This window comes from Paenibacillus sp. FSL F4-0087 (assembly GCF_038020215.1).
GTDB lineage: Bacteria > Bacillota > Bacilli > Paenibacillales > Paenibacillaceae > Paenibacillus > Paenibacillus taichungensis.
In genome coordinates this window covers 2,593,104-2,618,612 of record NZ_JBBODJ010000001.1, presented here as the reverse complement: position 1 = coordinate 2,618,612, position 25,509 = coordinate 2,593,104, and the positions used below count along the sequence as shown (strand labels likewise).

General features: G+C 46.4%; 22 protein-coding genes and 1 tRNA gene. 17 read left to right on the top strand and 6 right to left on the bottom strand.

Annotated features, from left to right (window positions below):
* Positions 1-108 precede the first annotated feature (108 nt).
* The 7 genes from MHB84_RS12245 (at position 109) to MHB84_RS12215 (ending at position 9,776) form a co-directional block, all read left to right on the top strand.
* Positions 109-1,710 carry an extracellular solute-binding protein gene (locus MHB84_RS12245; protein ID WP_076291998.1) on the top strand — a complete coding sequence of 534 codons (1,602 nt, stop codon included), beginning with the start codon at positions 109-111 and terminating at the stop codon, positions 1,708-1,710.
* Positions 1,711-1,846: 136 nt separating this feature from the next.
* Complete coding sequence (locus tag MHB84_RS12240) at positions 1,847-2,743, top strand: ABC transporter permease (protein WP_076291997.1); 897 nt, start codon at positions 1,847-1,849, stop codon at positions 2,741-2,743.
* A gap of 62 nt (positions 2,744-2,805) precedes the next feature.
* Positions 2,806-3,678 carry a carbohydrate ABC transporter permease gene (locus MHB84_RS12235; RefSeq protein ID WP_063566505.1) on the top strand — a complete coding sequence of 291 codons (873 nt, stop codon included), beginning with the start codon at positions 2,806-2,808 and terminating at the stop codon, positions 3,676-3,678.
* Between the two features lie 95 nt (positions 3,679-3,773).
* The gene (locus MHB84_RS12230) at positions 3,774-5,528 is read left to right on the top strand and encodes a hypothetical protein (RefSeq protein WP_076291996.1); all 1,755 of its coding nucleotides are present in this window, start codon (positions 3,774-3,776) and stop codon (positions 5,526-5,528) included.
* Positions 5,529-5,720: 192 nt separating this feature from the next.
* Positions 5,721-7,454 carry a tetratricopeptide repeat protein gene (locus MHB84_RS12225; RefSeq protein ID WP_076291995.1) on the top strand — a complete coding sequence of 578 codons (1,734 nt, stop codon included), beginning with the start codon at positions 5,721-5,723 and terminating at the stop codon, positions 7,452-7,454.
* 170 nt (positions 7,455-7,624) lie between these two features.
* Positions 7,625-8,584 (top strand): thioredoxin-disulfide reductase, encoded by a 960-nt coding sequence (trxB, locus tag MHB84_RS12220; RefSeq protein WP_063566502.1) that lies wholly within the window; start codon positions 7,625-7,627, stop codon positions 8,582-8,584.
* Positions 8,585-8,744: 160 nt separating this feature from the next.
* Complete coding sequence (locus MHB84_RS12215; RefSeq protein WP_076292022.1) at positions 8,745-9,776, top strand: AI-2E family transporter; 1,032 nt, start codon at positions 8,745-8,747, stop codon at positions 9,774-9,776.
* Positions 9,777-9,954: 178 nt separating this feature from the next.
* On the opposite strand, the gene MHB84_RS12210 is transcribed toward MHB84_RS12215, so the two are convergent.
* From MHB84_RS12210 to MHB84_RS12195, 4 genes are read right to left on the bottom strand one after another with little or no spacing between them, the layout of a single operon-like run.
* A complete protein-coding gene (locus MHB84_RS12210; protein WP_076291994.1) occupies positions 9,955-10,557 on the bottom strand; it encodes a response regulator transcription factor in 603 nt (200 codons plus the stop codon).
* The gene (locus MHB84_RS12205) at positions 10,554-11,687 is read right to left on the bottom strand and encodes a sensor histidine kinase (protein WP_076291993.1); all 1,134 of its coding nucleotides are present in this window, start codon (positions 11,685-11,687) and stop codon (positions 10,554-10,556) included. Before MHB84_RS12205 ends, MHB84_RS12210 begins: the two co-directional genes overlap by 4 nt.
* 9 nt (positions 11,688-11,696) lie before the next feature.
* Entirely contained in the window at positions 11,697-12,434 is a 738-nt protein-coding gene (locus MHB84_RS12200; RefSeq protein WP_076291992.1) for an ABC transporter permease, read from the bottom strand.
* A gap of 1 nt (position 12,435) precedes the next feature.
* Positions 12,436-13,389, bottom strand: coding sequence for an ABC transporter ATP-binding protein (locus MHB84_RS12195; RefSeq protein WP_076291991.1), 954 nt, complete (start codon positions 13,387-13,389; stop codon positions 12,436-12,438).
* 362 nt (positions 13,390-13,751) lie between these two features.
* On the opposite strand from MHB84_RS12195, the gene MHB84_RS12190 reads away from it, so the two are divergent.
* The 7 genes from MHB84_RS12190 to MHB84_RS12160 all read left to right on the top strand — a co-directional run bounded on the left by MHB84_RS12190 (position 13,752) and on the right by MHB84_RS12160 (position 20,487).
* Entirely contained in the window at positions 13,752-14,702 is a 951-nt protein-coding gene (locus MHB84_RS12190) for an ROK family glucokinase (protein WP_063566497.1), read from the top strand.
* A 51-nt stretch (positions 14,703-14,753) separates the two neighbouring features.
* Positions 14,754-15,653 (top strand): RNase adapter RapZ, encoded by a 900-nt coding sequence (gene rapZ / locus MHB84_RS12185; protein WP_053782949.1) that lies wholly within the window; start codon positions 14,754-14,756, stop codon positions 15,651-15,653.
* A gap of 13 nt (positions 15,654-15,666) precedes the next feature.
* Entirely contained in the window at positions 15,667-16,653 is a 987-nt protein-coding gene (locus MHB84_RS12180) for a gluconeogenesis factor YvcK family protein (RefSeq protein ID WP_053782950.1), read from the top strand.
* 6 nt (positions 16,654-16,659) lie between these two features.
* Entirely contained in the window at positions 16,660-17,598 is a 939-nt protein-coding gene (whiA, locus tag MHB84_RS12175) for a DNA-binding protein WhiA (RefSeq protein ID WP_076291990.1), read from the top strand.
* Positions 17,599-17,852: 254 nt separating this feature from the next.
* Positions 17,853-18,122, top strand: coding sequence for an HPr family phosphocarrier protein (locus MHB84_RS12170; protein WP_017691248.1), 270 nt, complete (start codon positions 17,853-17,855; stop codon positions 18,120-18,122).
* Between the two features lie 147 nt (positions 18,123-18,269).
* The gene (locus MHB84_RS12165) at positions 18,270-19,025 is read left to right on the top strand and encodes an SIMPL domain-containing protein (RefSeq protein ID WP_076291989.1); all 756 of its coding nucleotides are present in this window, start codon (positions 18,270-18,272) and stop codon (positions 19,023-19,025) included.
* Between the two features lie 364 nt (positions 19,026-19,389).
* A complete protein-coding gene (locus MHB84_RS12160; protein WP_076291988.1) occupies positions 19,390-20,487 on the top strand; it encodes a PdaC/SigV domain-containing protein in 1,098 nt (365 codons plus the stop codon).
* A 191-nt stretch (positions 20,488-20,678) separates the two neighbouring features.
* Here MHB84_RS12160 and clpP read toward each other — a convergent pair whose 3' ends face one another.
* Together clpP and MHB84_RS12150 are read right to left on the bottom strand one after the other, a co-directional pair.
* On the bottom strand, positions 20,679-21,275 hold the full coding sequence (clpP, locus tag MHB84_RS12155) for an ATP-dependent Clp endopeptidase proteolytic subunit ClpP (RefSeq protein WP_072735760.1): 597 nt from the start codon (positions 21,273-21,275) through the stop codon (positions 20,679-20,681).
* A 179-nt stretch (positions 21,276-21,454) separates the two neighbouring features.
* Positions 21,455-21,529, bottom strand: a tRNA-Arg gene (locus MHB84_RS12150).
* A 483-nt stretch (positions 21,530-22,012) separates the two neighbouring features.
* Between MHB84_RS12150 and MHB84_RS12145 the strand changes: the two genes are divergently transcribed.
* The 3 genes from MHB84_RS12145 to MHB84_RS12135 all read left to right on the top strand — a co-directional run bounded on the left by MHB84_RS12145 (position 22,013) and on the right by MHB84_RS12135 (position 25,480).
* Positions 22,013-23,038 (top strand): sugar-binding transcriptional regulator, encoded by a 1,026-nt coding sequence (locus tag MHB84_RS12145; protein ID WP_076291987.1) that lies wholly within the window; start codon positions 22,013-22,015, stop codon positions 23,036-23,038.
* Between the two features lie 103 nt (positions 23,039-23,141).
* On the top strand, positions 23,142-24,149 hold the full coding sequence (gene gap, locus MHB84_RS12140) for a type I glyceraldehyde-3-phosphate dehydrogenase (protein WP_056695277.1): 1,008 nt from the start codon (positions 23,142-23,144) through the stop codon (positions 24,147-24,149).
* Positions 24,150-24,298: 149 nt separating this feature from the next.
* Complete coding sequence (locus MHB84_RS12135) at positions 24,299-25,480, top strand: phosphoglycerate kinase (RefSeq protein ID WP_076291986.1); 1,182 nt, start codon at positions 24,299-24,301, stop codon at positions 25,478-25,480.
* The last annotated feature ends 29 nt before the right edge of the window (positions 25,481-25,509 follow it).

Sequence of the window (25,509 nt, the reverse complement as noted above, 5' to 3'; positions counted from 1 at the left end):
TATCCTTATGTAAGCGTTTCCGAAACGAGTTTATTGCCAGAGCACGGAAAGATGTGGAATACTCTGGGCAAGCTTTAAACATTCACGCAATGCTAAGGAGATGACAAAATGACAGGAAAAGCAACCAAAGGGAGTCTAAAGAAATGGATGGGATTGGCGCTTACTATGGTAATGGGAGTTTCCTTGCTAGCCGGCTGTTCATCTGCATCGAATCAGGAATCAGAAGGCAGTGCATCAGGTAGCGGCGAGCGTGTCACTTTAAAAGTGGAGGTGTTTGACCGCGGGAATAGTCCTTCGCCTTATACCATTACGAATAACTATTTGTCCAAGCTGATCCAGGAACGGTTCGGCGACCCGAATAACATTGATATACAATTCGTACCGATTCAGCGCTCGGAGGAAGTAACCAAGCTGAATGTCCTAATGGCGAGTAATACGGATGTTCCGGATATTGTATTTGTTTATGACTCAAGTGTATTTTATCGTTACGCTGAACAAGGTGGTCTGACTGATGTGGGAGAGTTGATTGATCAATACGGACCGAACCTGAAAAAATTCCTTGGCGAGGACACCCTTAAGTTTGGTCAATTAGAGGGCCAGCAGTTCGCAGTTCCTGGCAAACGTGCCATCACAGGCAGATATAGCTCTTATATTCGTCAGGATTGGCTCGATAAACTGGGATTGCCAGTACCGAAGACGACGGATGAATTGTATACCACTTTGAAAGCATTTAAAGAGAAGGACCCTGGTGGACTTGGCAGCAAAAACATTCCAATGGGAATGGCACTGGCGCCAGCTCAGTTCGAAACATTAATTTACTCATTCATTAAGCCGATCAGCGGGGATCTGACTTATGCCCAACGTTATGAATTGCCTCTCCATGAAGGCTTCAAGGATGCGATGAAGTTCATGAACAAGTTATACAATGAAGGTTTGATCAGCAAGGACTTCAGTTTGGATGAAGATAAGGCTCAACTGGTGAAGGATGTACAGAACGGTAACATTGGCTATTGGTCTGAGGATGTCGACGCCATTTTCTATGCGGATGGCACTCTGGATAACTTGCTTAAAAATACGCAGGGCAGTAAGGTGCTTCCGGTCGATGCGTACACCAACGCAAACGTAGACAACAAACATATCAAATCCCGTTACGGTTCAAACGGCATGTACATCATGATTCCGAAGAGCAGCAAACGTTCAGTGGAAGCAATCAAATATTTGGATTGGATGGCATCAGAAAATAACCTGATTGATATTTACAGCGGCGTGGAAGGAGAGAACTACGATCTGGTAGACGGAATTCCGGTTGTCAAAGAGGATGCTTCACAGGAAGCGAAAGATCGTCTGTTCAACGCAGGGGATACAGCTATTATTTCAAACGGTAAAAATATCGGTGATCAGGCTACCAACGAAAAAGCGTGGGTCATGGGCTTCCCGCAAAACAATCAGGAAATGCTTAAACAGTCGATTAATATTGCTAACACCGACACGGTAGGACCCATCATTTTTGACAAACCGATTCAGGCAGAGATGAAGTACAGTACAGCGCTCAAAGATAAGCTTAATGTCATTATCGTAAAAACAGCAATGGCTAAACCCGAAGAATTCGACGCAGTGTATGAACGGGAAATGAATGATTTCATGTCCCTGGGCGGCACAGAACTGAAAAAGGAACTGGATCAAGCGGTTCAGGAGCTTGCTACGAAATAATAGTCGGAGATATGAATCTATGAACGTACGAATCCAAAGAACACAAGCTTGAAATTGCATCATTCATGAAGGGACTTGTGCCGTCGGCTGAGGTTAAGGCGGCACAGTGTTTCTTCGTTGTTAGGAGGAGACCGACTTGACCGCATACTTGAAGAGGTATTGGCAATTATACGCGTTGATTTCACTGCCCCTCATCTATTTCGTGGTGTTTCGCTACGGACCGATGTATGGCGTTCAGATCGCATTTAAGGATTTTAATCTGTTTCAAGGTATTAACGGCAGTGAGTGGATCGGTTTTGATGCCTTTCGTGAGGTATTCGGGATGCGAGATTTCTACACCACGTTGCGCAACACCTTTATGCTGAATTTTCTTGATCTGATCGTTTCGTTTCCTGCTCCCATTATATTAGCCATCATGCTCTATGAAATCCGGTTTAAATGGTTTCAAAAAATATCGCAGACGATTCTGTATATCCCTCACTTTATTTCGTGGGTCATTATTGGGGGCATTGTGTACCAGTTATTCGGTAACCAATCCGGTATGGTAAACGGTGTACTTGAAAGTATCGGCTTAAATCCGATTCCATTTTTGACGGAGAAAAATCCCTGGCTCGTGACTTACCTGTTCACAGGTGTCTGGCAAAGTGCAGGTTGGGGAACCATTCTGTATCTGGCTGCGCTGACGGGTGTTAATAAGGAACTGTTCGAAGCGGCAGAGATTGATGGAGCGACACGGCTGAAGAAAATCTGGCATATAACCCTGCCAAGCATCAAGCCTACCATCGTAACCCTGCTCATTCTTAATTTGGGTCATATGGTCAGCATCGGCTTTGATCGTCCTTATATTATCGGGAACACGGCAGTACGTGAATACTCCGATGTGCTCAGTACCTTTGTATACCGGGTCGGGCTGGAATCGGGACAATATACGCTGGCAACCGTCGTTGGGCTGTTCCAGGCAGTCGTTGGACTTATATTTGTACTCGGTTCGAACTATATATCGAAAAAGACAACAGGTGAAGGAATTCTTTAAAACAACAGAAGGTACGCTAAGCTGCTTTATATGTATACCATCAGTAAAGGAGTTGTGCGCATATGAGTGAACGCACCTCAAACCGGATTTTTGATACCGTTATCATCCTGTTTATTAGCTTGTTCGTCGTGTTCTGTCTCGCTCCGTTTCTGCACACGATTGCCATATCATTAAGCTCCAATCGTGCCATTACATCGGGTGAAGTCACCATTTTTCCTAAGGAGTTCAATTGGGATGCGTATGTTAAGGTGTTCTCCGATCATTCGATGCTGTATTCCTTGGGATATACGACCCTGTTAACGATTGTGACAACGGTGTTATGCATGGTGTTCACAATCGCAGCTGCATACCCATTGACCAAGAAAAAAATGAAGGGCCGCAAGCTTTTCATGTACGTGATCATCATTACGATGTTCTTTAGCGGGGGGATCATTCCCGAGTACTTGCTCATTCGTGACCTGCACTTGCTTAATTCGCCGTGGGCGCTAATTCTGCCAGGTCTGGTCAGTCCGTTTAACCTGATTATCCTGATCTCATTTTTCAATGGTATACCAGAAAGTCTGGAGGAGTCCGCTGAAATTGACGGCAGTTCACATCTGCATACACTGTTGAAAATCATATTACCGCTGTCAATGCCGGTCATGGCAACTTTGGCGTTGTTCTATGCTGTTGGCCGCTGGAATGGCTTTCAGGATTCCCTGATGTACATTAATGATCCTAAGCTGTATCCACTTCAGCTCAAACTGTTCCAAATGGTGCAAAACAACATGGTGAGTGAGCTCACACAGATGGAAGGTGCCAATCGCGCTCCATTAACCCCTGAAAGTCTCAAGGCGGCCACCGTTATTTTTGCAACCGTACCGATTCTGCTCGTCTATCCATGGCTGCAAAAATATTTTGTTAGCGGTGCCATGCTTGGAGCAGTTAAGGGCTGATCATAGGTTTTCTTAAGCCAATCGTGATTAACCAGATGACAAGAATTATTGCGCCGAATATTCCGTTCATCGGCATTTGTTTGGAGGGACTGGACATGTACAGACAACTGGTGGAAAGCAATGACAGAGCAGTGCAAAAAGGGATATCGCGGCAAGCGCTTGATCCGGACAGCCGCTATTATGGAGGAACGATTGACCCCTCTACAGGTATCGCCTGGGTCAACCATACGACCGGAACACCTACGGACATGTGTTACTGGGGAGCTGCACTCGCAAATCCGGATTCGATCTATTATCGGGATGAAGATCTGTTAAATCGTCTTCAGCTTGCATCGGAGTACGTACTCCGGAATCAGCATGCAGACGGCTCCATCTCTCCTGGTTGGACCAATTCCCATTCTCCACCGGATACCGCATTTCTTGTCGTGGGATATGCCCAGTTATATCAACTTCTTCAGCAGCAGGACTGGGAGCCATTGCAACCTGTACTGGACAATGTGCGCCTGTTTCTGGAACGAACTGTTCCAGTCTTGCTGACTGGAGGCTGTCATACGCCGAATCATCGCTGGGTGCTATGCGCGGCGCTCGGTTTCCTGCATCAATTGTTTGACCTGGAGGAAGCTGTGCAGCGTGCAGAGCAGTGGCTGGCTGAAGGTATGGATATTACGCCTGATGGGGAGTGGACTGAACGAAGCAACGGAATCTACAGCGCGGTTAGCGACATCATGCTGATTCATGCGGCACGCCTGTTGAACCGCCCTGAATTGCTGGACCCGGTGAGACTCAATCTTCGCATGATGGTGTATTTAGTACATCCAACAGGTGAGGTTGTTACGGATTACTCAGGTCGCCAGGATCTGGGGAGCGTGCATGATTTATCACCGTATTACTTGCCGTATGCCATTATGGCCCGGTTGGACGGTGATCCGATCTTTGCCGGCATGGCGGATTGGGCTGGAGAAATGTTAACAGATCCCGGCGTCTGCTCGGTCAATGCGCTCGTCCGGCTGCTGCTGGAGCCTGATCTTCAGCAGCAGGCAGGTAAGACACGCGAACAGCTGCCTGAGCTGTACGAGATCATACTGAACGAACGATTTGTGCGAGAGGACTATTTACAGCGAATGGATTCGGCAGGTCATCATGGACACATCTCACACAGCCGGTTGCATACGGACTTCGGCGCACCTGTAGCACGTATTCGTTCCGGTAATACAAGTGCGACTGTAATGACGGAGGTGCCTTCATTCTTTGCCCTTCGTCATGGTGCCGTACGTCTACTGGCCGTTCAGTTGGCCTCCTATTTTAATCCAGGATATGTGCCGATGCAGCACATGTCTCGATTGCCAGCAGGTTACCTTCTAACGGGCGAACAGAAGAAAGGCTATTACGGTCCGATCCCGGATAGTCAACTGCCTGAGACGGCGGGAACAGCTATCAGTCCGTGGTATTTGTTGCCCCATCAGAGTCGAGATCTCACCCATGAACAGACGTTCCTTGTACAGACGGAAGTGTTACGAACGGAAAATGGCTGGACCCTGAAACTGGCGGGAGAGCAGCCGGAGCCGCTTATGGTGCAGCTTTCTTTCGTGTTCGGAAGCGAGGGCGAGCTTTCCCATGGGGAATTGCTTGAGACAAGTGAAGGCCATTATCTGTGGAAGAGCGGCACGTTGCGTTATTCCTGTGGAGATGACTGGATTGAGCTGATCGGAGGCGAGGTAGGGCATTTGGCAGCAACCGTACGTGAGGCAAAGCTGCCTAATAAGTGTAAGGTTGTACTGGTTAACTTTATGACTCCTTTCCACAAGACAGTTCATATCTCTCTTTCGCCATCCATGGCTTTAAAGCTGTAATTCTGATGAATCTCTCCTTAAGGAAGAGTACATGAAGCAAAAAGATGACATTTCATTCGAAAGGGATGAGAAGTGTCATCTTTTTTGCGCATTTTTGGCATAAACGACATGAAACTACATATTGAGAAGTGGGCCTTAAGATGTGGTATACTGGAGAGTATGAATGAAAGCAAAGAGGAGGTGCCTTGGAAGATGAAGGGCAAGCTACTGCGGGCTGAGGGACACCTTGCCAATGTAATACCGATTCACTTGGATGCTTCTTTCTTTTTTGAGAGAGCTGTCCGCTCGCTGGACCGTAATCACGTCGACAAGGCATTAAAATATTTTCGTAAAGCTGTTGAATATGAGCCGGAAAATCCGGTGAATCATTGTAATATGGCGGGTATATTATCAGAGAAGGGGGATTACGAGGCTTCCAATGCCGTTCTTGCGCATGTGCTCGACGTGGTAGATCCGTCCATGACGGAATGTTATTTCTACATGGCGAACAATTATGCGAATATGGATCGGTTTGAAGAAGCTGAGCAAGCGCTTGTTACGTATTTGGAGGAGGATACCCAAGGTCAGTTTATGACGGAAGCCGAAGAGATGATGGAGCTTCTGTACTACGAGCTGGATCGACCAGCCAAACTGAACCGGATCAAATCACGTAAGGGTGTCGTTGAACACGATCAGGCGCGGGAATTGTTGGAACAAGGGAAGTTTGCACAGGCGGCTGAGCTGCTGGAAGGCATGTCACCCGAGTATCCTGATTATTTAGCTGCTCGCAACAACTTGGCGCTTGCCTATTATTATATGGGGCTGTTTCCCAAGGCGAAAGAGACGATTGCCGAGGTACTGGAGCAGGAGCCTGGTAATTTGCATGCACTGTGTAATCTGGCGATCTTTCATCAGAACGAGAATCGAGCCGACCAAGTGCTGCTTCTGATCAAAAAATTGCGTGTCATCGTGCCTTTCCAGCACGAACAGGTCTACAAGCTGGCTACCACGATGGGTATCCTAGGTCAACATGATACGGCTTATGTACATTTCCGTCGGCTGTTGAAGGATGAAGAAACCGCTGCGGATCCGGCTCTCGCACATTATGCAGCAGTCGCAGCTTATAATACCGAACGTTACGATTCCGCTGAACGTCTGTGGCGTCATGTGGGCAAGCTGGATCCGGGTTCGGAAGTATCCCGGTACTATCTGTCGGGTCTTGAGGCAGTGAAACAGGGAGAAAAAGATCCGGAGAAACTAAGTTATCACTATCATCTGCCATTTGACGAGCAATTCAGACAATGGGAGAACTATGGCAATGGCATACCTGAAGAGATGAAAAATGATCCATTGATCCGTTCCTCTTTCTTCTGGGCGTTGCGACATGGGGATCGGGCTACCAAGCTCCAGGTCATTCATGCTCTTGGCATGATTGGTGATTATGAGGTGCAGCAGGCACTGCAATCCTTTATCGAGGAACCTGGTGAAGATCAGGAATTGGTGGAAGCCGCTCGTTCCGTGTTAAACGGTCTTGGTTCAGAAGGAGCTGAGCAGGATGATTCTCCTGTTCTGCGACCGTTAACTGCATTGAGCCAACGAACCATTCCGAAGATGGAATCGTTGACGGAACAAACGGAGGCGAAAGCTTCTTCGCATTGGCAGGCGGTCGTGGACCGTGCATTACAGATGTCTGAAGCCAAAGCCGAATTGCAGCAAGAAATGGAGCGGCTGTGGAAAGACTATGTATCTCGCGTGCACCCGGAAGTACCTGGCACAAAGCAAATTGAAGGTTTGGCTGCGGGATTGGAATATCTGGCTGCTAAGATTCATAGTCGTCCAGTGACCTACCAAAGCATAGCCGACCGGTACGGCATATCAGCTGCCACCGTCAGCAAATATGCACGGCAAATCAATAAAGTGTGCAATTCCAACCCACCGGTCCAGTAAATGTTCCTTGAAAATCTCGCTTTGGGATAGACTTCATTGCGTGAAGGATACATAAGCCTGGAAAACGGGTAAACTTAACGAATAGGTCTCGACATGCCTGTAGGATATCATCATAGCAAGTTAATCGCCACTCAACACACTCTCAACCTTATTAAGGAGGCTGTATCTATATGTCTAAATACAGAACGATTGTGATCGGAACCGGACCTGCGGGTCTGACAGCAGCGATATATCTGGCTCGTGCTAATCTAAACCCACTGGTTATCGAAGGTCTCCAGCCGGGTGGTCAGTTGACGACGACAACGGAAGTTGAGAATTTTCCTGGTTTTCCGCAAGGCATTATGGGTCCGGAACTGATGGACAATATGCGCAAGCAAGCGGAGCGTTTTGGAGCTGAGTTCAAAAATGGTTGGGTGGAAGAAGTGGATTTCAGCAAACCGCCCTTCAAGGTTAAAGTTGGAGGCATCGGTGAACTGGAAGCCGAATCGATCATTATCTCTACCGGCGCTTCGGCCCGTTATCTCGGCATTCCCGGAGAGCAGGAGAATGTGGGACGTGGGGTAAGTACATGTGCCACCTGTGACGGATTCTTTTTCCGTGGTAAAAAGATCGTCGTTGTTGGCGGTGGAGACTCCGCAATGGAGGAAGCCAGCTTCCTGACCCGTTTTGCAACAGACGTTACCTTGGTTCACCGCAGGGACGAATTACGTGCCTCGAAAATTATGCAGGATCGGGCTCGCAGCAACGAGAAGGTGAAATGGGCTTTGAACCGCACACCGCTCGAGGTTGTGCCTGAGGCTCTTGGTGTTAAAGGGCTTAAGGTACGCAATAACGAGACTGGACAGGAAGAATTGCTTGAAGCGGATGGCGTATTCATTGCCATTGGGCACACACCGAATACGGGTTTCTTGAGCAACCAGATTACTTTGGATGAACACGGCTATGTTGTCGTTAAACCGGGTACAACCGAGACCAACATTCCGGGTGTGTTCGCCTGCGGTGATGTTCAGGATACGAAGTATCGTCAAGCCATTACAGCAGCAGGTTCAGGGTGTATGGCTGCAATGGACTGCGAGAAATTTCTTGAAGGCAGTATTGTGCATGACTGGAGCGAAACACTGGATAAGTAAGCATGAAAAGGGCATGGTTTGGCATAAATTAAGTAGAAGAGACAACGGGAAGTCTCATGATGTGAGAAGCCGGAAGGCTTCTCTTTTTTTGAAACCAAAGTGGGCATGAGATCGTATACATAATGGGCATATTAGCTGTGAGGTGAAGACTTTGGGGGAAATGATAAAAGATTGGTTACAAAATGCAACAGTGCGGCGTTTTCTCATTCTGCTGTTGTTTTGTTTGGTTCTATTCAGCATGGGGAGTATGCTGCACATGATTTTGCTGTTATTCCTGGTGACGTATGTCATGAACAGGTTGCAGCATTTTATCACAGAGAAGTTGAATCGTTTATTTCCGGTTAACTATAAAGTTGTAGTCATCCTGCTCTATCTTATCGTTATTGCAGCCATTGTACTGGGCATCTCCAGGTATTCACCACGGATTGTGGATCAGGTCGTTCAGTTGACGAATGAGATCATGAAGTTTCTTGATACTGCTGACGGAGATAATTTTGCTTCCAAAATTGCAGGTTATCTTCAATCGTTCGATATCAAAAACTATACCAACGATGCTTTAAAGTATATTTTTGCGTTAAGCAAATGGTTGGAGTTCATTCTGCTGGTCATCATTCTGAGTCTGTTCTTCTTGTTGCAGAAGCGGGAGATTTCCAAGTTCACCGCCAAGTTCAAAACAAGCAAGATCGGCTGGTTCTATAATGAAGTGGCTTATCTTGGAGATAAGTTTGTATCTTCTTTTGGTAAAGTGATCGAGGCACAATTGTTGATTGCGGTCTTTAATACAGCTTTGACGATTCTGGGATTATGGATACTCGGTTTCCCATATTTGTTCGCTCTGACCATTCTGGTATTCATGCTGAGTCTGGTACCCGTTGCGGGGGTTATCATCTCACTGATTCCGCTGTGTCTAATCGGTTATCAACTGGGTGGGTTACAGCTCAGTGTGATCGTGATCATTATGATCGTCATCATTCATGCGTTGGAGACGTACTTCCTGAATCCGAAGCTGATGGCGCACAAAACCAAATTGCCGATGTTCTACACGTTTATCGTACTGATTCTGTCTCAACATTTTCTGGGGATCTGGGGGCTTATCATCGGTATTCCGATCTTTGTCTTCCTGCTCGATATTCTGGACGTCAACAAGATGGAAAAAACGGAAGAGCCTGTACGAGTGGAAACGAAGTTGTGACCAGTAGCTGAATAGCTGCTGAAGGATAGGTTTAGGTACAGGTAACGTTCATAAAAGTAGAGAAAAACGCCTCCCGTTCCCGGAAGGCGTTTTTCTCTGCCCATATTCACTGGATGATGTATGTAAGTGGATGTATTTAGTACATTTGTTGGTACTTATGAACCGAGCGCGCTATTCTCTACAACCATCCTTTCTGCTCTGCAATGCTGACGGCTTCCATACGGTTCTTGGCATCAAGCTTGTTAAAAGCTTCAGACAGGTAGTTGCGCACAGTACCATAGGAAAGATGAAGCGAGGCAGCGATATGATTGGCATTCATACCCGTGGCTGCGAGCTTAAGCACTTCTTTTTCACGTTCAGTTAACGGATTCGTTTCTTTGGCGGCACCAAAAACGAGCTCTGGGGAAACCTCTCGTCCACCATTCATGACCCGACGAATAGCTCCTGCCAAACGATCGCTCGGCTCGTCCTTAAGCAAATATCCTTGTACTCCAGCCTGGATGGCACGCTCCAGGAATCCCGGACGGGCAAAGGTAGTGAGGATAATAATACGACAGGGCAGTCCGAGTTGTTGTATGCGTTCCGCTACGTCCAGGCCGCTCATCACAGGCATCTCAATATCCATAAGACATATATCCGGATGGAGGGAACCAACTTGCTTCAGAGCTTCGTCTCCATTACCTGCTTCACCGATGACCTCAAAATCATCTTCAAGGTCTAACAGTGAGGCAAGTGCACCTCTCAGCATGCGTTGATCTTCAGCAATCAAAATACGAATCATGCTCGAATTCCTCCTTGGTGTTCAGTGGCGATCAAGGGAAAAGAAAAGACAAGAACAGTTCCTCCAGAGTCCGAGGAAATATGGAGGGAGCCGTCGATAAGGTTCAGTCGTTCAGACATGCCTTTTAGGCCATTGCCTTGATGTTCACCAGGACTAATGCCATTACCGTTATCTTTAACCCGTATACTTATGCCATCATGCGTTCGTTCCAGCTTAATTACACAGCAAGTGGCTTTGCTGTGTTTTACAATATTCGTTACGGCTTCAAGCAGACAGAGGCTCGCCATGTTCTGGGTTAGATCGGGAACATCATGAAATAGGCCCTGTTCTCCTATTAATTGAAGCTCGATATCAGCACTCTTCAACATTTCTTTGGCATCGGCAAGTGCTTCAACCATGCTGATTGCCCGCATGTCAGAGACAAGCTGGCGTACTTCCCGCAATGCCGCGCGGGAGGTGCGCTCAATCTCCCGTGCTTCCTGTAAGGCACGTTCGGGATTTTTGACAATGAGTTTGGCAACCAGCTCACTCTTCAGTGTGATCAGCGAGAGCGTATGTCCCATGGTATCATGCAGATCCCTGGCAATTCGCATTCGCTCTTCACGTTTGATTAGTTCCTTGATATGCTGCTGGGCTTCATCCAGCTGGGCCTCCAGCTTTTGTCGATCCAGCATGGAACGGATCCCGAAGGGTGAAGCAAGCATAATAAGGTAAAATGGTGCAAAAAAAATGAGTTGATAAGCGCTAAGGTATTGAATTTTTAAAGCAATTGGAATGGTCTGGACAATGGCGAATATGACCAAAAACATTCGGAACTGACGTTTTTCCGTGTACCATCCGATAAAATTGGCTGTGAAAAATCCGAGGAAAAACATATTGGGATCGATCACCAGGCTTAGTACCAGAACGCAAAGCATCTGTAGGCTAAGCCAATAGGAAAAGAGTGAGGCACCTGATGTCATGTAGAGTTGCCGATAAGTCAGGATAAATACGATGAAGGAGGTTACGCCGATGTACGACTCATGTCCCTGTGCATTCCACAAATAATAGATTGGCATAGCCAGATAGATCATCCATATATACGGGTAAAAGCCATATCGCTTTGGGAAAAGCTCGAAATGCTGAAGCATATTTGAAGATTACGCCTCCCTTTGTTTATTACGGATATATGTGGATAGTAACATAAAACCCACCAGATATGCTGCCAAAAGTAGGATATCGCGCAGGGCAGGCACGCCTCCGGCTATAATAACCCACGCTCCATTGCCAAAGCTATGGGAGGGCAGCCAGTTGCCGATCTGTCGTAGCCAGCTCGGCATAATGTCAAGAGGCATCCACATCCCACCCAGCAAGGCCAGAGATAGATAGAGAGCGTTGCTCAATCCACTGGCGGTGTCCACCCGTCGGAATGTTCCTATACAGGTACCAAGTGCAAGAAAGGGGAGAGAACCAGCCAGAATCCAAAGGGCGGAGCCGATCCATTGAGCAGGAGGAAGTGATACACCATTAATCAGGAATCCAGCTGTAAAGATGACGATGATGGAAAACAGGTGCATTATCGTTTGTCCCACCATTTTGCCTCCAAAATAAATCGAGTTGGGTAACGGAGTCACTTGCAAGTAAGCGACCCAACCCTGTGCTCTTTCTTGGACAAGTCGGATACCGAGTGTCATGATCGAGGATCCCATGATGCTGAAGCAGGTCATAGACATCAAGTAGTGGGCATTCCATTGTTCTGAATCTGTTGTTCCTGTAGTGAAGATGCGCGTATAAAGAAAATAGAAGGCGACGGGCATCATCAAGGACCAGAAAATAAAGTAGACATTGCGGGACATGCGGAGCATTTCAACACGAGATTGAGCGAGAAGCATCAACATATCAAATTTCCTCCTTCATGCTTTCCATCAGGTTTGCATAGGCATCGTCCAGCTGTCCGGTTTCAATTCGGATGTCACTAACGGGAATCCGGCGTTCAATGAGGTGACGGAGCAGCACATCTGTATTTTTGGTGTGAAGAATGCAACGATCTTTGTGATATTCGATCCCGTCTACATCAGGCAGCTCTTCGATTTGTGCACGGACATCGACTACGGATGCCATCTCCGTGTTGGACACATCATCATTGGTGAACATGCTATGCGTAGTTGAAAAGGAAATCGTTCGTATGGTGATTCCGGCCTTGATATTCCCTGGTGTTCCGTCTGCAACAATGGTACCTCGGTTCAAGAGAATGATTCGATCCGCTATTTCATCTGCTTCATGGAGGTAGTGCGTTGTGAAGATTACGGTTTTACCCTCCTGTGCCAGCTGGCGGATTCGTTCCCAGAAATGTCTCCTTGTTTCCGAATCCAGTCCGACTGTAGGTTCATCAAAGAATAGAATTTCGGGATTACCTGCCATGGCGAGGGCAAAATTTAGGCTACGCTTTTGTCCGCCGGACAGCTTCTCTGCTCTTTTATTTAAGTCGGCTGGAGGGAGTCCCGTCAGTTCTTCGATATGGTCTGCATGAAGCGGTGCGGGATAATAGCTGCGTACCATGCTTATAATCTCTCGAACGGTAAGCCCATCCATTACACTCACATCCTGCAGCATGACACCAATTTTCTGTCGAACCTGTGTGTGATTCGGTTTTTGGCCAAGCACAGTCACAAGTCCTGATGTAGCAGTGGACAAGCCGAGCATCATTTTCATGGTTGTTGTTTTGCCGGCGCCATTAGGGCCAAGGATCGCAACAACCGAACCACGGCTGATCTCTAAGGAGATATTGTTGACAACTTCTTTGTTGACATACCTTTTGCTTACCTGTTCAAGCTTTATAACGGGTGAGCTCATCTTGAATCACGTCCTTGTTCTGTTCTATAAGATATTTCCATCTTATCGAACTGCCTTAGACGTGATTAGTAAGGAATGTCATGAGATTCAGATGACAATTGTCATCTTTTACGCATGGAACGAGTGGATATGCAATATCATGAGTTGAGGCCTCCTCCTCTATGGAGGAAGGAATAAAGCCTGCGTTTTTAATAGAGACAAATGAGGTTGTATACGTATTCAAAGATAGCCTGTGATGTTGTTCACAATAGCGAGGAAGCTAATCGCAGCAAAGGTCTTATCGTCTTGACCCAGGCGTATCCTTCAATTATAGTTGGTACGTAGGATTAAACTATTATAGATAGATAAAGGTGGCTTGTAGCATGTCTGAGAAAATCTACGTTGGGGTCGATCTCGGCGGAACAGCAATCAAGGTCGGTATATGTGATGAACACGGTCAGCTTATGCATACGTATGAAGGACCGACTGAAGTGGATAAGGGCGTTGACACGGTCATTGCCAACATCGAAAAGTATGTCCGTCATATCGTTGCCGAATCGCCTTACAGCTGGGAACAGCTTGAAGGTGTAGGAGCAGGAGTGGCTGGGTTCACCAATGTACGCGAGGGAATTATCGTTCTTGCCCCTAACATTGGATTTCGGAATGTAGCCATTCGTTCGATTTTGGAAGAACGTCTGGGCAAGCCAGTCAAAATAGATAACGATGCAAACGTGGCTGCACTGGGTGAAGCTTGGGCAGGTGCTGGCAAGGGCGTGGACAACTGTGTATGCTATACGCTTGGTACAGGCGTTGGTGGTGGACTGATCTTGAACGGCAAGATCTATCAAGGTTTCTCCGGTATGGCTGGTGAGCTTGGTCATGTCAGTGTTGTTCCTGATCTGGAAGCAATTCAATGCGGATGCGGCAAAATGGGATGCGTGGAAACTGTATCTTCAGCAACCGGAATTATTCGTATGGCCAAAGACGCTGTAGAGCGTGGAGACCATACATCACTGGCACTCGTGGATAAGATTGCAGCTAAAGAAGTATTTGATGCTGCTAAAGCGGGCGATGAAGTTGCTCTTCGTATCGTCAATCGTGCAGCATTCTATCTGGGCAAATCGATGGCGGCTGTAGCGGCTGTGATTAACCCTGAGATGTTCATTATCGGTGGCGGTGTATCCAAAGCGGGTAATATTTTGTTTGATGAAGTACGGACTGTGTTTGCGAAACTGACACCTGAACCGCTGCAAGAAGGGGTTAAAATTCTTGAAGCAACGCTTGGCAACAATGCAGGTATTGTTGGCGCGGCTGGTCTTCTCTTGCGTTCCTAGTAACCTCGTAACAGTATAATCCGACAGCAATATGATAAGGAGGGGACATTTATGCTTGAAGGTGAAGTTTCACCGGGCACAGGCGCCACGCTCATTATCATTACGGGCATGTCCGGAGCAGGCAAGACGATTGCAGTACAAAGCCTGGAGGATCTTGGTTTCTTCTGTGTGGATAATCTTCCGCCGGTATTGATTCCGAAATTCGCGGAGTTGATTGAGCAATCGAACGGCAAAATTGGCAAGGTCGCACTGGTTATCGACCTTCGCGGTCGTGAGTTCTTTACGGCTTTGTCCGAGTCACTGAACTATATTAAAGATCATTTTACCATTCATTGTGAAATACTATTCCTGGACGCGACAGACTCTGTATTGGTCCAGCGCTATAAGGAGAGCAGGCGCAGACATCCACTGGCTCCTGAGGGCATGCCGCTTGATGGCATCCGGCTGGAACGTAAGATGCTGGAGGAACTCAAAAATTCCGCCACTCAGGTACTGAATACCAGTACGATGAAGCCTGCTCAACTGAAAGAGCGCATCATATCCCGCTTTTCTCATCTGGAAAGCCATATGCTGTCGGTAAATATTACATCGTTTGGGTTCAAATACGGTATTCCGATCGATGCGGATCTGGTGTTTGACGTTCGTTTCTTGCCAAATCCGCATTATATTGAACATTTACGTCCGAATACGGGACAGAATAGTGATGTATACGAATATGTTATGAAATGGCCGGAGACGCAGGCGTTTCTGACCAAGCTGCTGGATATGCTGCATTTTCTGATTCCGCAATACCGGAAGGAAGGCAAAAGCCAGGTTATTATTGGAATCGGCTGTACCGGAGGCAAGCATCGTTCGGTAGCAATATCGGAATATTTGGGCAAAATGTTGGGAAGCAGCGAAACTGAGGCTGTTACCGTGAGCCATCGCGACGCCGACCGGGACCGTCATTGAAGAGGGTGAAGGGATGAAAGAAGCCGGACCACGAAGAGAACGTCCGAGAATTGTAGTCATGGGCGGCGGAACCGGATTATCCGTGATGCTGCGCGGTTTGAAGGAAAAGCCGCTGGACATCACGGCCATCGTGACGGTGGCGGATGACGGAGGAAGTTCGGGCATCCTGCGTAATGAGTTGCAAATGCCGCCTCCGGGCGACATTCGTAACGTACTTACAGCGCTGGCTGATGTAGAACCGTTGTTGTCGGATATGCTGAATTATCGCTTCAATACAGGCGCGGGGCTTGCAGGCCACAGCCTGGGTAACTTGATTTTGGCTGCAATGACGGATATATCGGGCGACTTCGTGACCGCTGTGCGGGAACTTAGCCGCGTGTTTGCCGTTCGGGGTGAGGTATTGCCCGCAGCCGGGCAGGCCGTTATACTGCATGCAGAGATGGAGGACGGCTCGATTGTTACGGGCGAGTCCAAGATCCCTGAAGCTGGCTTACGGATCAAACGCGTTTTCCTTGAACCGGATCACGTGGAGCCGTTGCCAGAGGCTGTTGAGGCTATTCGTCAGGCAGACGCCATTCTGATTGGGCCAGGTAGTCTCTACACGAGCATTCTGCCCAATCTGCTTGTACCTAAGCTGGCTGAAGCTGTCGTTGAGGCTGACGCAGTAAAAATGTTTATTTGTAATGTGATGACACAGCCGGGAGAAACGGATAATTACACGGTGAGTGACCACCTCAAGGCGGTACATGAACATGTAGGACACCAAATTTTCGACTATGTCATTGTAAATAATGGTGATATTCCGCTGCAGGTGCAGAATAAGTATGCGGAAAAAGGAGCTAAACCGGTTGTGCTGGATATGAATGTGCTGAAGAGTGCCGGCTATCAAGTCGTTGCGGATACGTTGGTCCTATTCCGAACTTATCTGCGCCATGATGCCGACAAGCTGAGCCATCACATCTATCAACTTGTACAAAATTGGATGTTACGGAAGAGGTGAAGTCCCATGTCGTTTGCAGCACAGACCAAAAAAGAACTAACGATGATCGAAAGCGAACCGTGCTGCGAAAAGGCGGAACTTTCAGCCCTCATCCGTATGCTTGGTGCGGTGCAGTTATCGAATAAAAAAGTCATCTTGGATATTTCGACGGAGAATGCCGCCATTGCAAGACGGGCATACTCTCTGCTTAAAAAGCATTTTCAAGTGCATACGGAATTGCTTGTCCGCAAAAAAATGCGGCTGAAAAAGAACAATGTATATATTGTTCGGATTCCAACCATGGTACAGGAGATTCTAAAAGATCTGTACATTGTTTCCGAAGGATTTCTGTTTACTCCCGGGATCAGTGGAGAACTGTTCAATAATAACTGCTGTAAACGTGCTTATCTTCGAGGCGCATTTATGGCAGGAGGCTCAGTCAACAATCCCGAAGGTTCATCCTACCACCTGGAGATTGCGTCCATGTATGAGGAGCACTGTCAGGCCCTAGTGGACCTGGCGAATGAATTTCATCTCAATGCCCGGTGTATAGAACGCAAAAAAGGATTCATCCTATACATTAAGGAAGGCGAGAAAATCATTGAGCTGCTCAGTATCATTGGTGCACATCAGGCCCTTTTCAAGTTCGAGGATGTGCGTATTATGCGAGATATGCGTAATTCCGTCAACCGAATCGTCAATTGTGAGACAGCGAACCTGAATAAAACGATTGGAGCAGCCGTCAGACAGATCGATAACATCAGACTGTTGCAAAAGGAAGTTGGTCTGGAGTCGTTGCCCGAAAAGCTTCGTGAAGTGGCTGAAGTCAGACTCGCCCATCCGGATATCAACTTGAAGGAAGTAGGCGAACTGCTTAAAGGTACAGTCAGCAAGTCTGGAGTGAATCATCGGCTCCGCAAAATTGATGAGCTGGCAGAAAAGGTTCGTACCGAGCGTTACGGTTAAATTAAGATTAAGGTAGTCTGGGAATTGATTGTTTTGGTTTTCGCCAAAAGGTCAGTATAAAGTCAGCCCATAAGGATCAGGAGAGCTGCTCAGGTGTAATGAGGTGATGTAAAAAGGCTAAAATGGGTCATAATAATGACATCCCAATCACCCTGAGTTTTTTCTTCTAGTGTCCTGCTCTGGTTATATGGTATAATGTTATAAATATAATTGTGTATTTAATGTCCAGATTTCATAATAGGGGGTAAGTTTCCATGACAAAGCACCCGGTAGTTGTCCGTTTGAAAACGGGTCTCCATGCCAGACCTGCGGCACTGTTCGTTCAAGAAGCGAATAAGTACTCATCTGAAGTGTTCGTCGAGAAGGACGACAAAAAAGTAAATGCAAAAAGTATCATGGGGATCATGAGCCTTGCAATCAGTACTGGTACGGAAATCCAGATTAGTGCAGAAGGCGCGGACGCCGAACAGGCTGTAAACGCTTTAGTTAGTCTGGTAAGCAAGGAAGAGCTTGAGAACCAATAAGATATGATTTGAACCCAATGAAGAAGTCCCGAAAGGGGCTTTTTTGCGTTTTAAGGCTGTCAAGTGCAACATTATGGAATTAAGCCCGTCTGTTAGGTATCAAATCGATTTGAGTTTGAGATGTTAAAACTTAAGGAGGCTAACGTAATGGGTAAATTATGGTTGAAACCGCTGGGCGCGGTGATGGTTGCAGGTACATTGCTTGTAGGAGGTACTGCGTGGGTAGCACCTAGTAATTATGCGTATGCTGCTGAGGTACAGGGGGTACAGCAAAACGTGATCAACGTTGTGGGTACAGGTGAGATTCAAGTGAAGCCGGACATCGCTTATCTTTCCATTGGAGTGAACAGTACAGCAGATACTGCAGCCTCCGCTCAAAAAGCGAATGCAGCGAAAATTCAAAAAGTTAGCAATCTGCTGAAAAGTACGTGGAAAATCAGTGCGGATGATATTCAAACCAGCCAGTTCTACGTACAGCCTAACTACACGTATAGTGAAAAAGACGGACAGAAGATCAAAGGGTACACAGCTCATCATACATTGACTGTAACGTACCGGGAGATGGACAAGATTGGTGAACTCCTGGATGCTGCATCCCAAGCTGGTGCCAATAATATTGAGAATGTGCGTTTTACGGTAGAAAAACCGGAGAGCTTTGAAGCTCAAGTGATTGAAAAAGCTGTTGCCAATGCTGATGTGAAAGCTGGAGCTATTGCAAAAGCAGTTAAACGTCAACTGGGTGCTGTTCTCTCCGTGAGCCAAGGTGACGCTAATGTACCTGTGTTCTATGCAAGTGAGGCTCTGATGTCCAAAGCAACAGCTGATTCTGCTGGTAGCACAGAAATTGAAACAGGACAGGTTAAAGTAAGCACAACGCTGAATATTACGTATGAAATGAAATAAGTAAAGTAAATGAAGGCTGGATGTCCGTTAAAGTTATGCTTGAGCGGGCGAAAGGCAATAATGACAAAGACGTTGTCCATCGGACAGCGTCTTTTTTGTTATAAAGGCGGACTTTGATGAAGTTTGGAAAGAAGAGGTGAAATATGACGAAATGAATTGCTGGTTTTTGGTATCTTTTTTGTCCATTTGTTCGTAACAAAACCTTCATTATAGGCATCTGGATCGAACAACATTGTAACTGGGGCTGTAAACCTTTCCGGAATTGGGTTAATTATAATAAAGAGGTGAGCGTATGAGGCATACGATCAAATCAGGATACATACGCAATGACACTCAATTTGAATTCGAGAGAGGAGTTTTATATATGACATCATGGAAAAAATGGACAAGTGCACTACTGGCGGCAGGAATTATTGTGGGGAGCGGGACTGTATGGCAGGATAGTTCTGTACAGGCAGCTTCAGTATCGACGAAAGTGACAACACCTACTGAGGTAACTCTGAAATCGGGAGGAAAAACGCTTACTCAAAAAGGACTGCTTCAAGGTGGCTCCACTTGGGTTTCGCTTACCGCAGTGAAAGATGTAGCAGGTGGAAGTTTGAAATATGATGCTAAGACTAAAGAATACTCCTTAACGGCAGCTAATAATACGATGACCATCAGCCTGATTGATGGGGCACCGAGTGTTAGAATTAATAACTACTATCCACAAGTGGAAGCGAAGCTGATTAATGGCCGATTGTATATTCCGTTTTCTGCAATGAGAGATTATTTGGGTGTTCAGGGCAGCTGGGATGGAAAAGCCAAGACACTGACGCTGAGTAAAGTGAAGCAAAATAGCGTAACAGTCAAAGCGGCAACAGTGAAGGTCAGCATCAAGAACGCTGAAGTCGATATTCAATATCCTCAGGTGAGCGGACTGGCTAACGATAAAGCAGAAGCGGCTATCAACAAGGTGCTGAAAGATGAAGTCGATGCTTTCGTAGCGGATTTTAAAAAACAAACCAAGGAATTTGGTGACGCAGCAGCGAACCGTCCATACGCATTTGAGAGTTCTTATGTTGTGACGTATAACGAAAATGGTGTGCTTGGGCTCATTACGCAAAGTTATCAAGATTATGCGGGCGCACATGGCATGACGTTCCGTACAGGTCACACCTTTGCTCTGGATTCCGGTAAAGAATTGAGTCTGGATGATGTGATCCAAAATAACAAAACCGTACGTGAGACAGTAAGTAAAAAAGTGGGAGATCAGCTTAAAGCAAGTGGTGGTTACCTTGAAGGCTATAAAGGTCTGAATAAAGATCAGGATTTCTATGTAACACCAACAGGTGTAGTTGTATTCTTCCAGTTGTATGAATACACAGCTTATGCGGAAGGCTTCCCGGAATTCCCGTTCACATACAAAGAGCTACTTCCTAAAGGCACAGAACCGTTCAGTGGCTTAACAGCAGACAAGTAAAGTATTAGATTTTCTATGAAAGTTAAGTGAATCGATTGAATTTGTATTATGCACTCTTAAATTATCATCAAAAAAAGGACGCCCTCGTCATATTGACGAGAGCGTCCTTTTTTCATACAGCCAACTCAACTGAGCGTTGCCGTTTGAGTTGGCTATATGGTATATCCGTTTAATTGGCGATTCGGCTCGGCTTAGATGCCTTGGGAACCTACGTTTTCGATAACTTTATCGATGATACCGTAATCAGCAGCTTCAGCAGCACTCATAAAGTAGTCACGATCTGTATCTTTCTCGATACGCTCCAGCGGTTGGCCTGAGCGCTCAGCGATGATGCGGTTCAACGTATCACGCATTTTCAGGATGCGGCGGGCACGAATTTCGATGTCCGAAGCTTGACCTTGCGCACCACCAAGTGGTTGGTGAATCATGATTTCGCTGTTAGGCAATGCAAAACGTTTACCTTTGGCACCTGCGTTCAACAGGAATGCACCCATCGAAGCCGCCATACCTACACAGATGGTAGATACATCCGGTTTGATGAATTGCATAGTATCGTAAATCGCCATACCGGCTGTAATGGATCCGCCTGGGCTATTGATGTATAAGTGAATGTCTTTCTCCGGATCTTCCGCAGCTAGGAACAACATCTGTGCCATGATGGCATTCGCCACAACGTCATTTACATCACTGCCAAGGAAGATGATACGATCCTTCAGCAATCTGGAATAGATGTCATAGGCGCGCTCACCGCGGTTGCTCTGTTCAACGACCATTGGAATATAACTCACGTGAAAAACCTCCTCGGAAATGTAAATGTTAAATTGGTGTTTATATATAAACTGTTACCGTATTACCCACATCATAAACAATTTCAAACAAAAAGTCAAAGAAAGTCAAACTAAGTTTGAAAAAAAAGAAACCTATTCGGTTTCATTGGTTAAGAGTGTTATGAGCTACTAATTAAGAATGGCGCGCCCGCCAAGAATCGAACTTGGATCTCAGGCTTCGGAGGCCTACGTCATATCCATTGGACCACGGGCGCACATTGATTATTGCTGCGAGCATAGTTGCTTAAAAGCAGTTTTGAAATAAAAGTTTCAAATATGTGACAGCAATAATGATTATAGCTCATGAACAATTGAATTGCAAGCAGATGTTCGCTGTTTTGGTTTGGAATACCCTGAAAATGATCATGATGAAGATAAGTGGATAAAGAGCGCAAATAGGTAAATGCTAAAAGAGGTTTTGGACATGCCATATGAAAGACAATAGCAAGCAATATGTAGATGAGAATTTTACTTTGCTTCTATATATGGTATCGAACAGGTTGTTCTCGATCATGGGAGATTGACATTGTGAAAATAGGCGCGTACAAACGCCTGAAACGTGTCGAAATAACGCTTCGAAACACTTGCATGTCGCGTCAGTTTTAGGTAGAATAGACGTGGGACTTAAAAAGTTAACCCGGGACGTTTTAGGGCCATGAAAGAGAGCTTGGAACGAGAAGCTTGCGGGAGTGGAAAGCATGCGAACGATTTTAGAAGTGCAAAAGCAGCTTCTGCCTGATCTCATGGATGTCTTGAAGAAGAGGTATACGATTCTGCGCCAGATCATGTTATCGGATGTGATCGGACGAAGAACGTTAGCTAATTCCATGCAGATGACCGAGCGGGTTCTGAGGGCTGAGACCGATTTGTTAAAGGCTCAGGGACTTATTGAAATTGACAGTGCAGGGATGAAGATCAGTGAGGCAGGGCATGAATTGCTGCAGCAGTTGGAACCCGTCGCCAAAGAGCTGTTCGGATTATCCGAACTGGAAGAGCGCATCAAGCAAGCCTACGGTCTGCAAAAGGTAGTTGTGGTTCCTGGCGATTCGGACATTTCTCCATTTGCCAAACGGGAGCTGGGCAGAGCCGGAGCGAAGGCTCTGGGTAATATTATGAGTGATAACGATGTTGTCGCCGTTACTGGCGGTTCAACAACGGCTGAAGTCGCAGAGCAACTGACTCCGCCAACTTCGCTGAAAGGTGTCTGGTTTGTACCGGCACGCGGTGGGCTGGGAGAAAGCCTCGAAATTCAGGCCAACACGATAGCATCCACGATGGCAAAACGGGTAGGAGCCCAATACAAACTCCTGCATGTACCGGATTTGCTTAGTGATCATGCCTACGAATCACTAATCCAGGACCCGAGTGTTCAGGAGATTCTGCAGCTGATCCGAAAATCCCGGATTGTCATTCATGGAATCGGTGATGCCGTAGAGATGGCACGGCGCCGCAAACTTGCGACAGAGATCATAGATGAACTCCAGGAGCAAGGGGCCGTATCGGAATCCTTCGGTTATTACTTTAATGATCAGGGTGAGGTGGTACATACCATGCTTACGCTGGGCATGCGACTCCAGGATATTGAACGAACCGATGTCGTGATTGGGATTGCAGGTGGCAAGAGCAAGGCTGCTGCCATACATTCTGTTCTTCGATTTGGTCAGGAAGATATTCTGATTATTGATGAGGCTGCTGCTGAAGTCATCGTCGCTGAAATGGAATAAGGTTTTATGCACCACAACCATTGTTGTCTTGACGGACTTCACCGTCTGTCTTGAATATATAAGCTTCATAAAAAATTAATCAAAACTTGGGAGGAACTTACTCATGATTAAAGTAGGTATTAACGGTTTTGGACGTATTGGTCGTTTGGCATTCCGCCGTATTCAAAATGTAGAGGGCATTGAAGTTGTAGCAATCAACGACTTGACTGATGCTAAAATGCTGGCTCATTTGCTTAAATATGATACAACTCAAGGTCGCTTCGATGGCGATGTTGAAGTACACGATGGCTTCTTCAAAGTGAACGGCAAAGAAGTTAAAGTATTGGCTAACCGTAACCCAGAAGAACTTCCTTGGGGCGACCTGGGCGTAGATATCGTTCTGGAATGTACTGGTTTCTTCACAACTAAAGAAGCAGCTGAGAAACACTTGAAAGGTGGAGCTAAGAAAGTTGTTATCTCCGCACCAGCTACTGGCGACATGAAAACCATCGTTTACAACGTAAACCATGAAATCCTCGACGGTACTGAAACTGTAATCTCCGGCGCATCTTGCACAACTAACTGCCTGGCACCTATGGCAAAAACACTGCAAGACAAATTCGGAATCGTTCAAGGTTTGATGACTACAATTCACGCTTACACTGGCGACCAAAACACATTGGATGCTCCACACCCTAAAGGTGACTTCCGTCGTGCTCGCGCAGCAGCTGAAAACATCATCCCTAACACAACTGGTGCTGCTAAAGCAATCGGTTTGGTTATTCCAGAACTGCAAGGCAAACTCGACGGTGCAGCTCAACGTGTACCAGTAGCTACTGGTTCCCTGACTGAGCTCGTGACTGTATTGGGTAAAAAAGTTACTGCTGAAGAAGTTAACGCAGTAATGAAAGAAGCTTCCGATCCACAAACTTTCGGATACACAGAAGACGAAATCGTATCTTCCGATATCCAAGGTATCACTTTCGGTTCCCTGTTTGATGCAACTCAAACTAAAGTTCTGACTGTTGGCGACCAACAATTGGTTAAAACTGTAGCTTGGTATGACAATGAAATGTCCTACACTGCTCAACTGGTTCGCACTTTGGAGCACTTTGCAAAAATGATCAAGTAATATCTGCAATAACATAGAGCGGAAACAGATGCTATTGTTTCCGCTCTTTATATATCAACATTTTGCAAATTTCTCAAAAACACCAGGATTGACAAGGGATTTGGGCCCTTGATTGATCCACCAAATACATGGGTGCGGAGGAAATACAGATGAACAAAAAAAGTGTACGTGATATCGAATTGACAGGAAAACGGGCTTTTGTCCGTGTAGATTTTAATGTGCCGCTCGAAGATGGTAAAATTACAGATGACAAACGTATTCGTGCCACGCTTCCTACGATTAACTACTTGATCGAAAAAGGCGCTAAAGTTATTTTGGCAAGCCACATGGGTCGTCCAAAAGGCGAAGTGGTTGAATCCATGCGTTTGACTCCAGCTGCTGAGCGTTTGTCCGAATTGCTCGGTAAAAAAGTCGTTAAAGCGGATGATTCCGTTGGCGAAACAGTAAAAGCTCAAATCGCTGAACTGAACAACGGCGACGTATTGTTGCTTGAGAACGTTCGTTTCCACGCAGGCGAAGAGAAAAACGATCCGGAACTCGCTAAACAATTTGCAGAACTGGCTGACGTATTCGTTAACGATGCATTCGGCGCAGCTCACAGAGCACACGCTTCGACAGAAGGTATCGCTCACCTGTTGCCAGCAGTATCCGGTCTGTTGATGGAGAAAGAACTTGAAGTGTTGGGCAAAGCAATCTCCAACCCTGAGCGTCCTTTCACAGCAATTATCGGTGGTTCCAAAGTTAAAGACAAAATCGATGTGATCGACAACCTGTTGAACATTGCAGACAACGTAATCATCGGTGGCGGTCTTTCCTACACATTCATGAAGGCTCAAGGTTATGAAGTAGGTCAATCCCTGCTGGATGAGTCCAAACTGGATGTAGCTCTGGGCTTTATCGAAAAAGCGAAAAAACTGGGTAAAAACTTCTATCTGCCAGTTGATATCGTTATCTCCGACGACTTCAGTGCGAACGCAAACACGAAGATTGTTGAAGTTGGCGACATTCCTGCAGATTGGGAAGGTATCGACATCGGTCCTAAAACACGTGAGATCTATGCTGACGTTGTTAAAAACTCCAAACTCGTTGTATGGAACGGACCAATGGGCGTATTCGAAATCGAGCCTTTCTCCCACGGTACTCGTGCAGTAGCGGAAGCTTGCGCTGAGACATCGGCATACACCATCATTGGTGGCGGTGACTCCGCAGCAGCAGCTGAGAAGTTTAAATTGGCTGACAAAATGGACCACATCTCTACAGGTGGCGGTGCATCGCTCGAGTTCATGGAAGGCAAAGTGCTTCCTGGCGTAGTTGCATTGAACGACAAGTAAGCTTTAAGCTATAGCATGAAGGAGTTGAA

What these genes read in the sequence shown, in the direction of transcription:
- MHB84_RS12200 (WP_076291992.1), bottom strand. Translation starts at nt 12,434, where the DNA reads ATGTTGATGCTTCTCGCTCAATCTCGTGTTGAAATGCTCCGCATGTCC.
- MHB84_RS12215 (WP_076292022.1), top strand. Translation starts at nt 8,745, where the DNA reads ATGATAAAAGATTGGTTACAAAATGCAACAGTGCGGCGTTTTCTCATT.
- MHB84_RS12210 (WP_076291994.1), bottom strand. Translation starts at nt 10,557, where the DNA reads ATGATTCGTATTTTGATTGCTGAAGATCAACGCATGCTGAGAGGTGCA.
- trxB (WP_063566502.1), top strand. Translation starts at nt 7,625, where the DNA reads ATGTCTAAATACAGAACGATTGTGATCGGAACCGGACCTGCGGGTCTG.
- MHB84_RS12145 (WP_076291987.1), top strand. Translation starts at nt 22,013, where the DNA reads ATGCGAACGATTTTAGAAGTGCAAAAGCAGCTTCTGCCTGATCTCATG.
- MHB84_RS12245 (WP_076291998.1), top strand. Translation starts at nt 109, where the DNA reads ATGACAGGAAAAGCAACCAAAGGGAGTCTAAAGAAATGGATGGGATTG.
- MHB84_RS12225 (WP_076291995.1), top strand. Translation starts at nt 5,721, where the DNA reads ATGAAGGGCAAGCTACTGCGGGCTGAGGGACACCTTGCCAATGTAATA.
- MHB84_RS12160 (WP_076291988.1), top strand. Translation starts at nt 19,390, where the DNA reads ATGACATCATGGAAAAAATGGACAAGTGCACTACTGGCGGCAGGAATT.
- MHB84_RS12195 (WP_076291991.1), bottom strand. Translation starts at nt 13,389, where the DNA reads ATGAGCTCACCCGTTATAAAGCTTGAACAGGTAAGCAAAAGGTATGTC.
- MHB84_RS12235 (WP_063566505.1), top strand. Translation starts at nt 2,806, where the DNA reads ATGAGTGAACGCACCTCAAACCGGATTTTTGATACCGTTATCATCCTG.
- MHB84_RS12180 (WP_053782950.1), top strand. Translation starts at nt 15,667, where the DNA reads ATGAAAGAAGCCGGACCACGAAGAGAACGTCCGAGAATTGTAGTCATG.
- MHB84_RS12205 (WP_076291993.1), bottom strand. Translation starts at nt 11,687, where the DNA reads ATGCTTCAGCATTTCGAGCTTTTCCCAAAGCGATATGGCTTTTACCCG.
- MHB84_RS12165 (WP_076291989.1), top strand. Translation starts at nt 18,270, where the DNA reads ATGGGTAAATTATGGTTGAAACCGCTGGGCGCGGTGATGGTTGCAGGT.
- MHB84_RS12230 (WP_076291996.1), top strand. Translation starts at nt 3,774, where the DNA reads ATGTACAGACAACTGGTGGAAAGCAATGACAGAGCAGTGCAAAAAGGG.
- rapZ (WP_053782949.1), top strand. Translation starts at nt 14,754, where the DNA reads ATGCTTGAAGGTGAAGTTTCACCGGGCACAGGCGCCACGCTCATTATC.
- MHB84_RS12170 (WP_017691248.1), top strand. Translation starts at nt 17,853, where the DNA reads ATGACAAAGCACCCGGTAGTTGTCCGTTTGAAAACGGGTCTCCATGCC.
- gap (WP_056695277.1), top strand. Translation starts at nt 23,142, where the DNA reads ATGATTAAAGTAGGTATTAACGGTTTTGGACGTATTGGTCGTTTGGCA.
- MHB84_RS12190 (WP_063566497.1), top strand. Translation starts at nt 13,752, where the DNA reads ATGTCTGAGAAAATCTACGTTGGGGTCGATCTCGGCGGAACAGCAATC.
- whiA (WP_076291990.1), top strand. Translation starts at nt 16,660, where the DNA reads ATGTCGTTTGCAGCACAGACCAAAAAAGAACTAACGATGATCGAAAGC.
- MHB84_RS12135 (WP_076291986.1), top strand. Translation starts at nt 24,299, where the DNA reads ATGAACAAAAAAAGTGTACGTGATATCGAATTGACAGGAAAACGGGCT.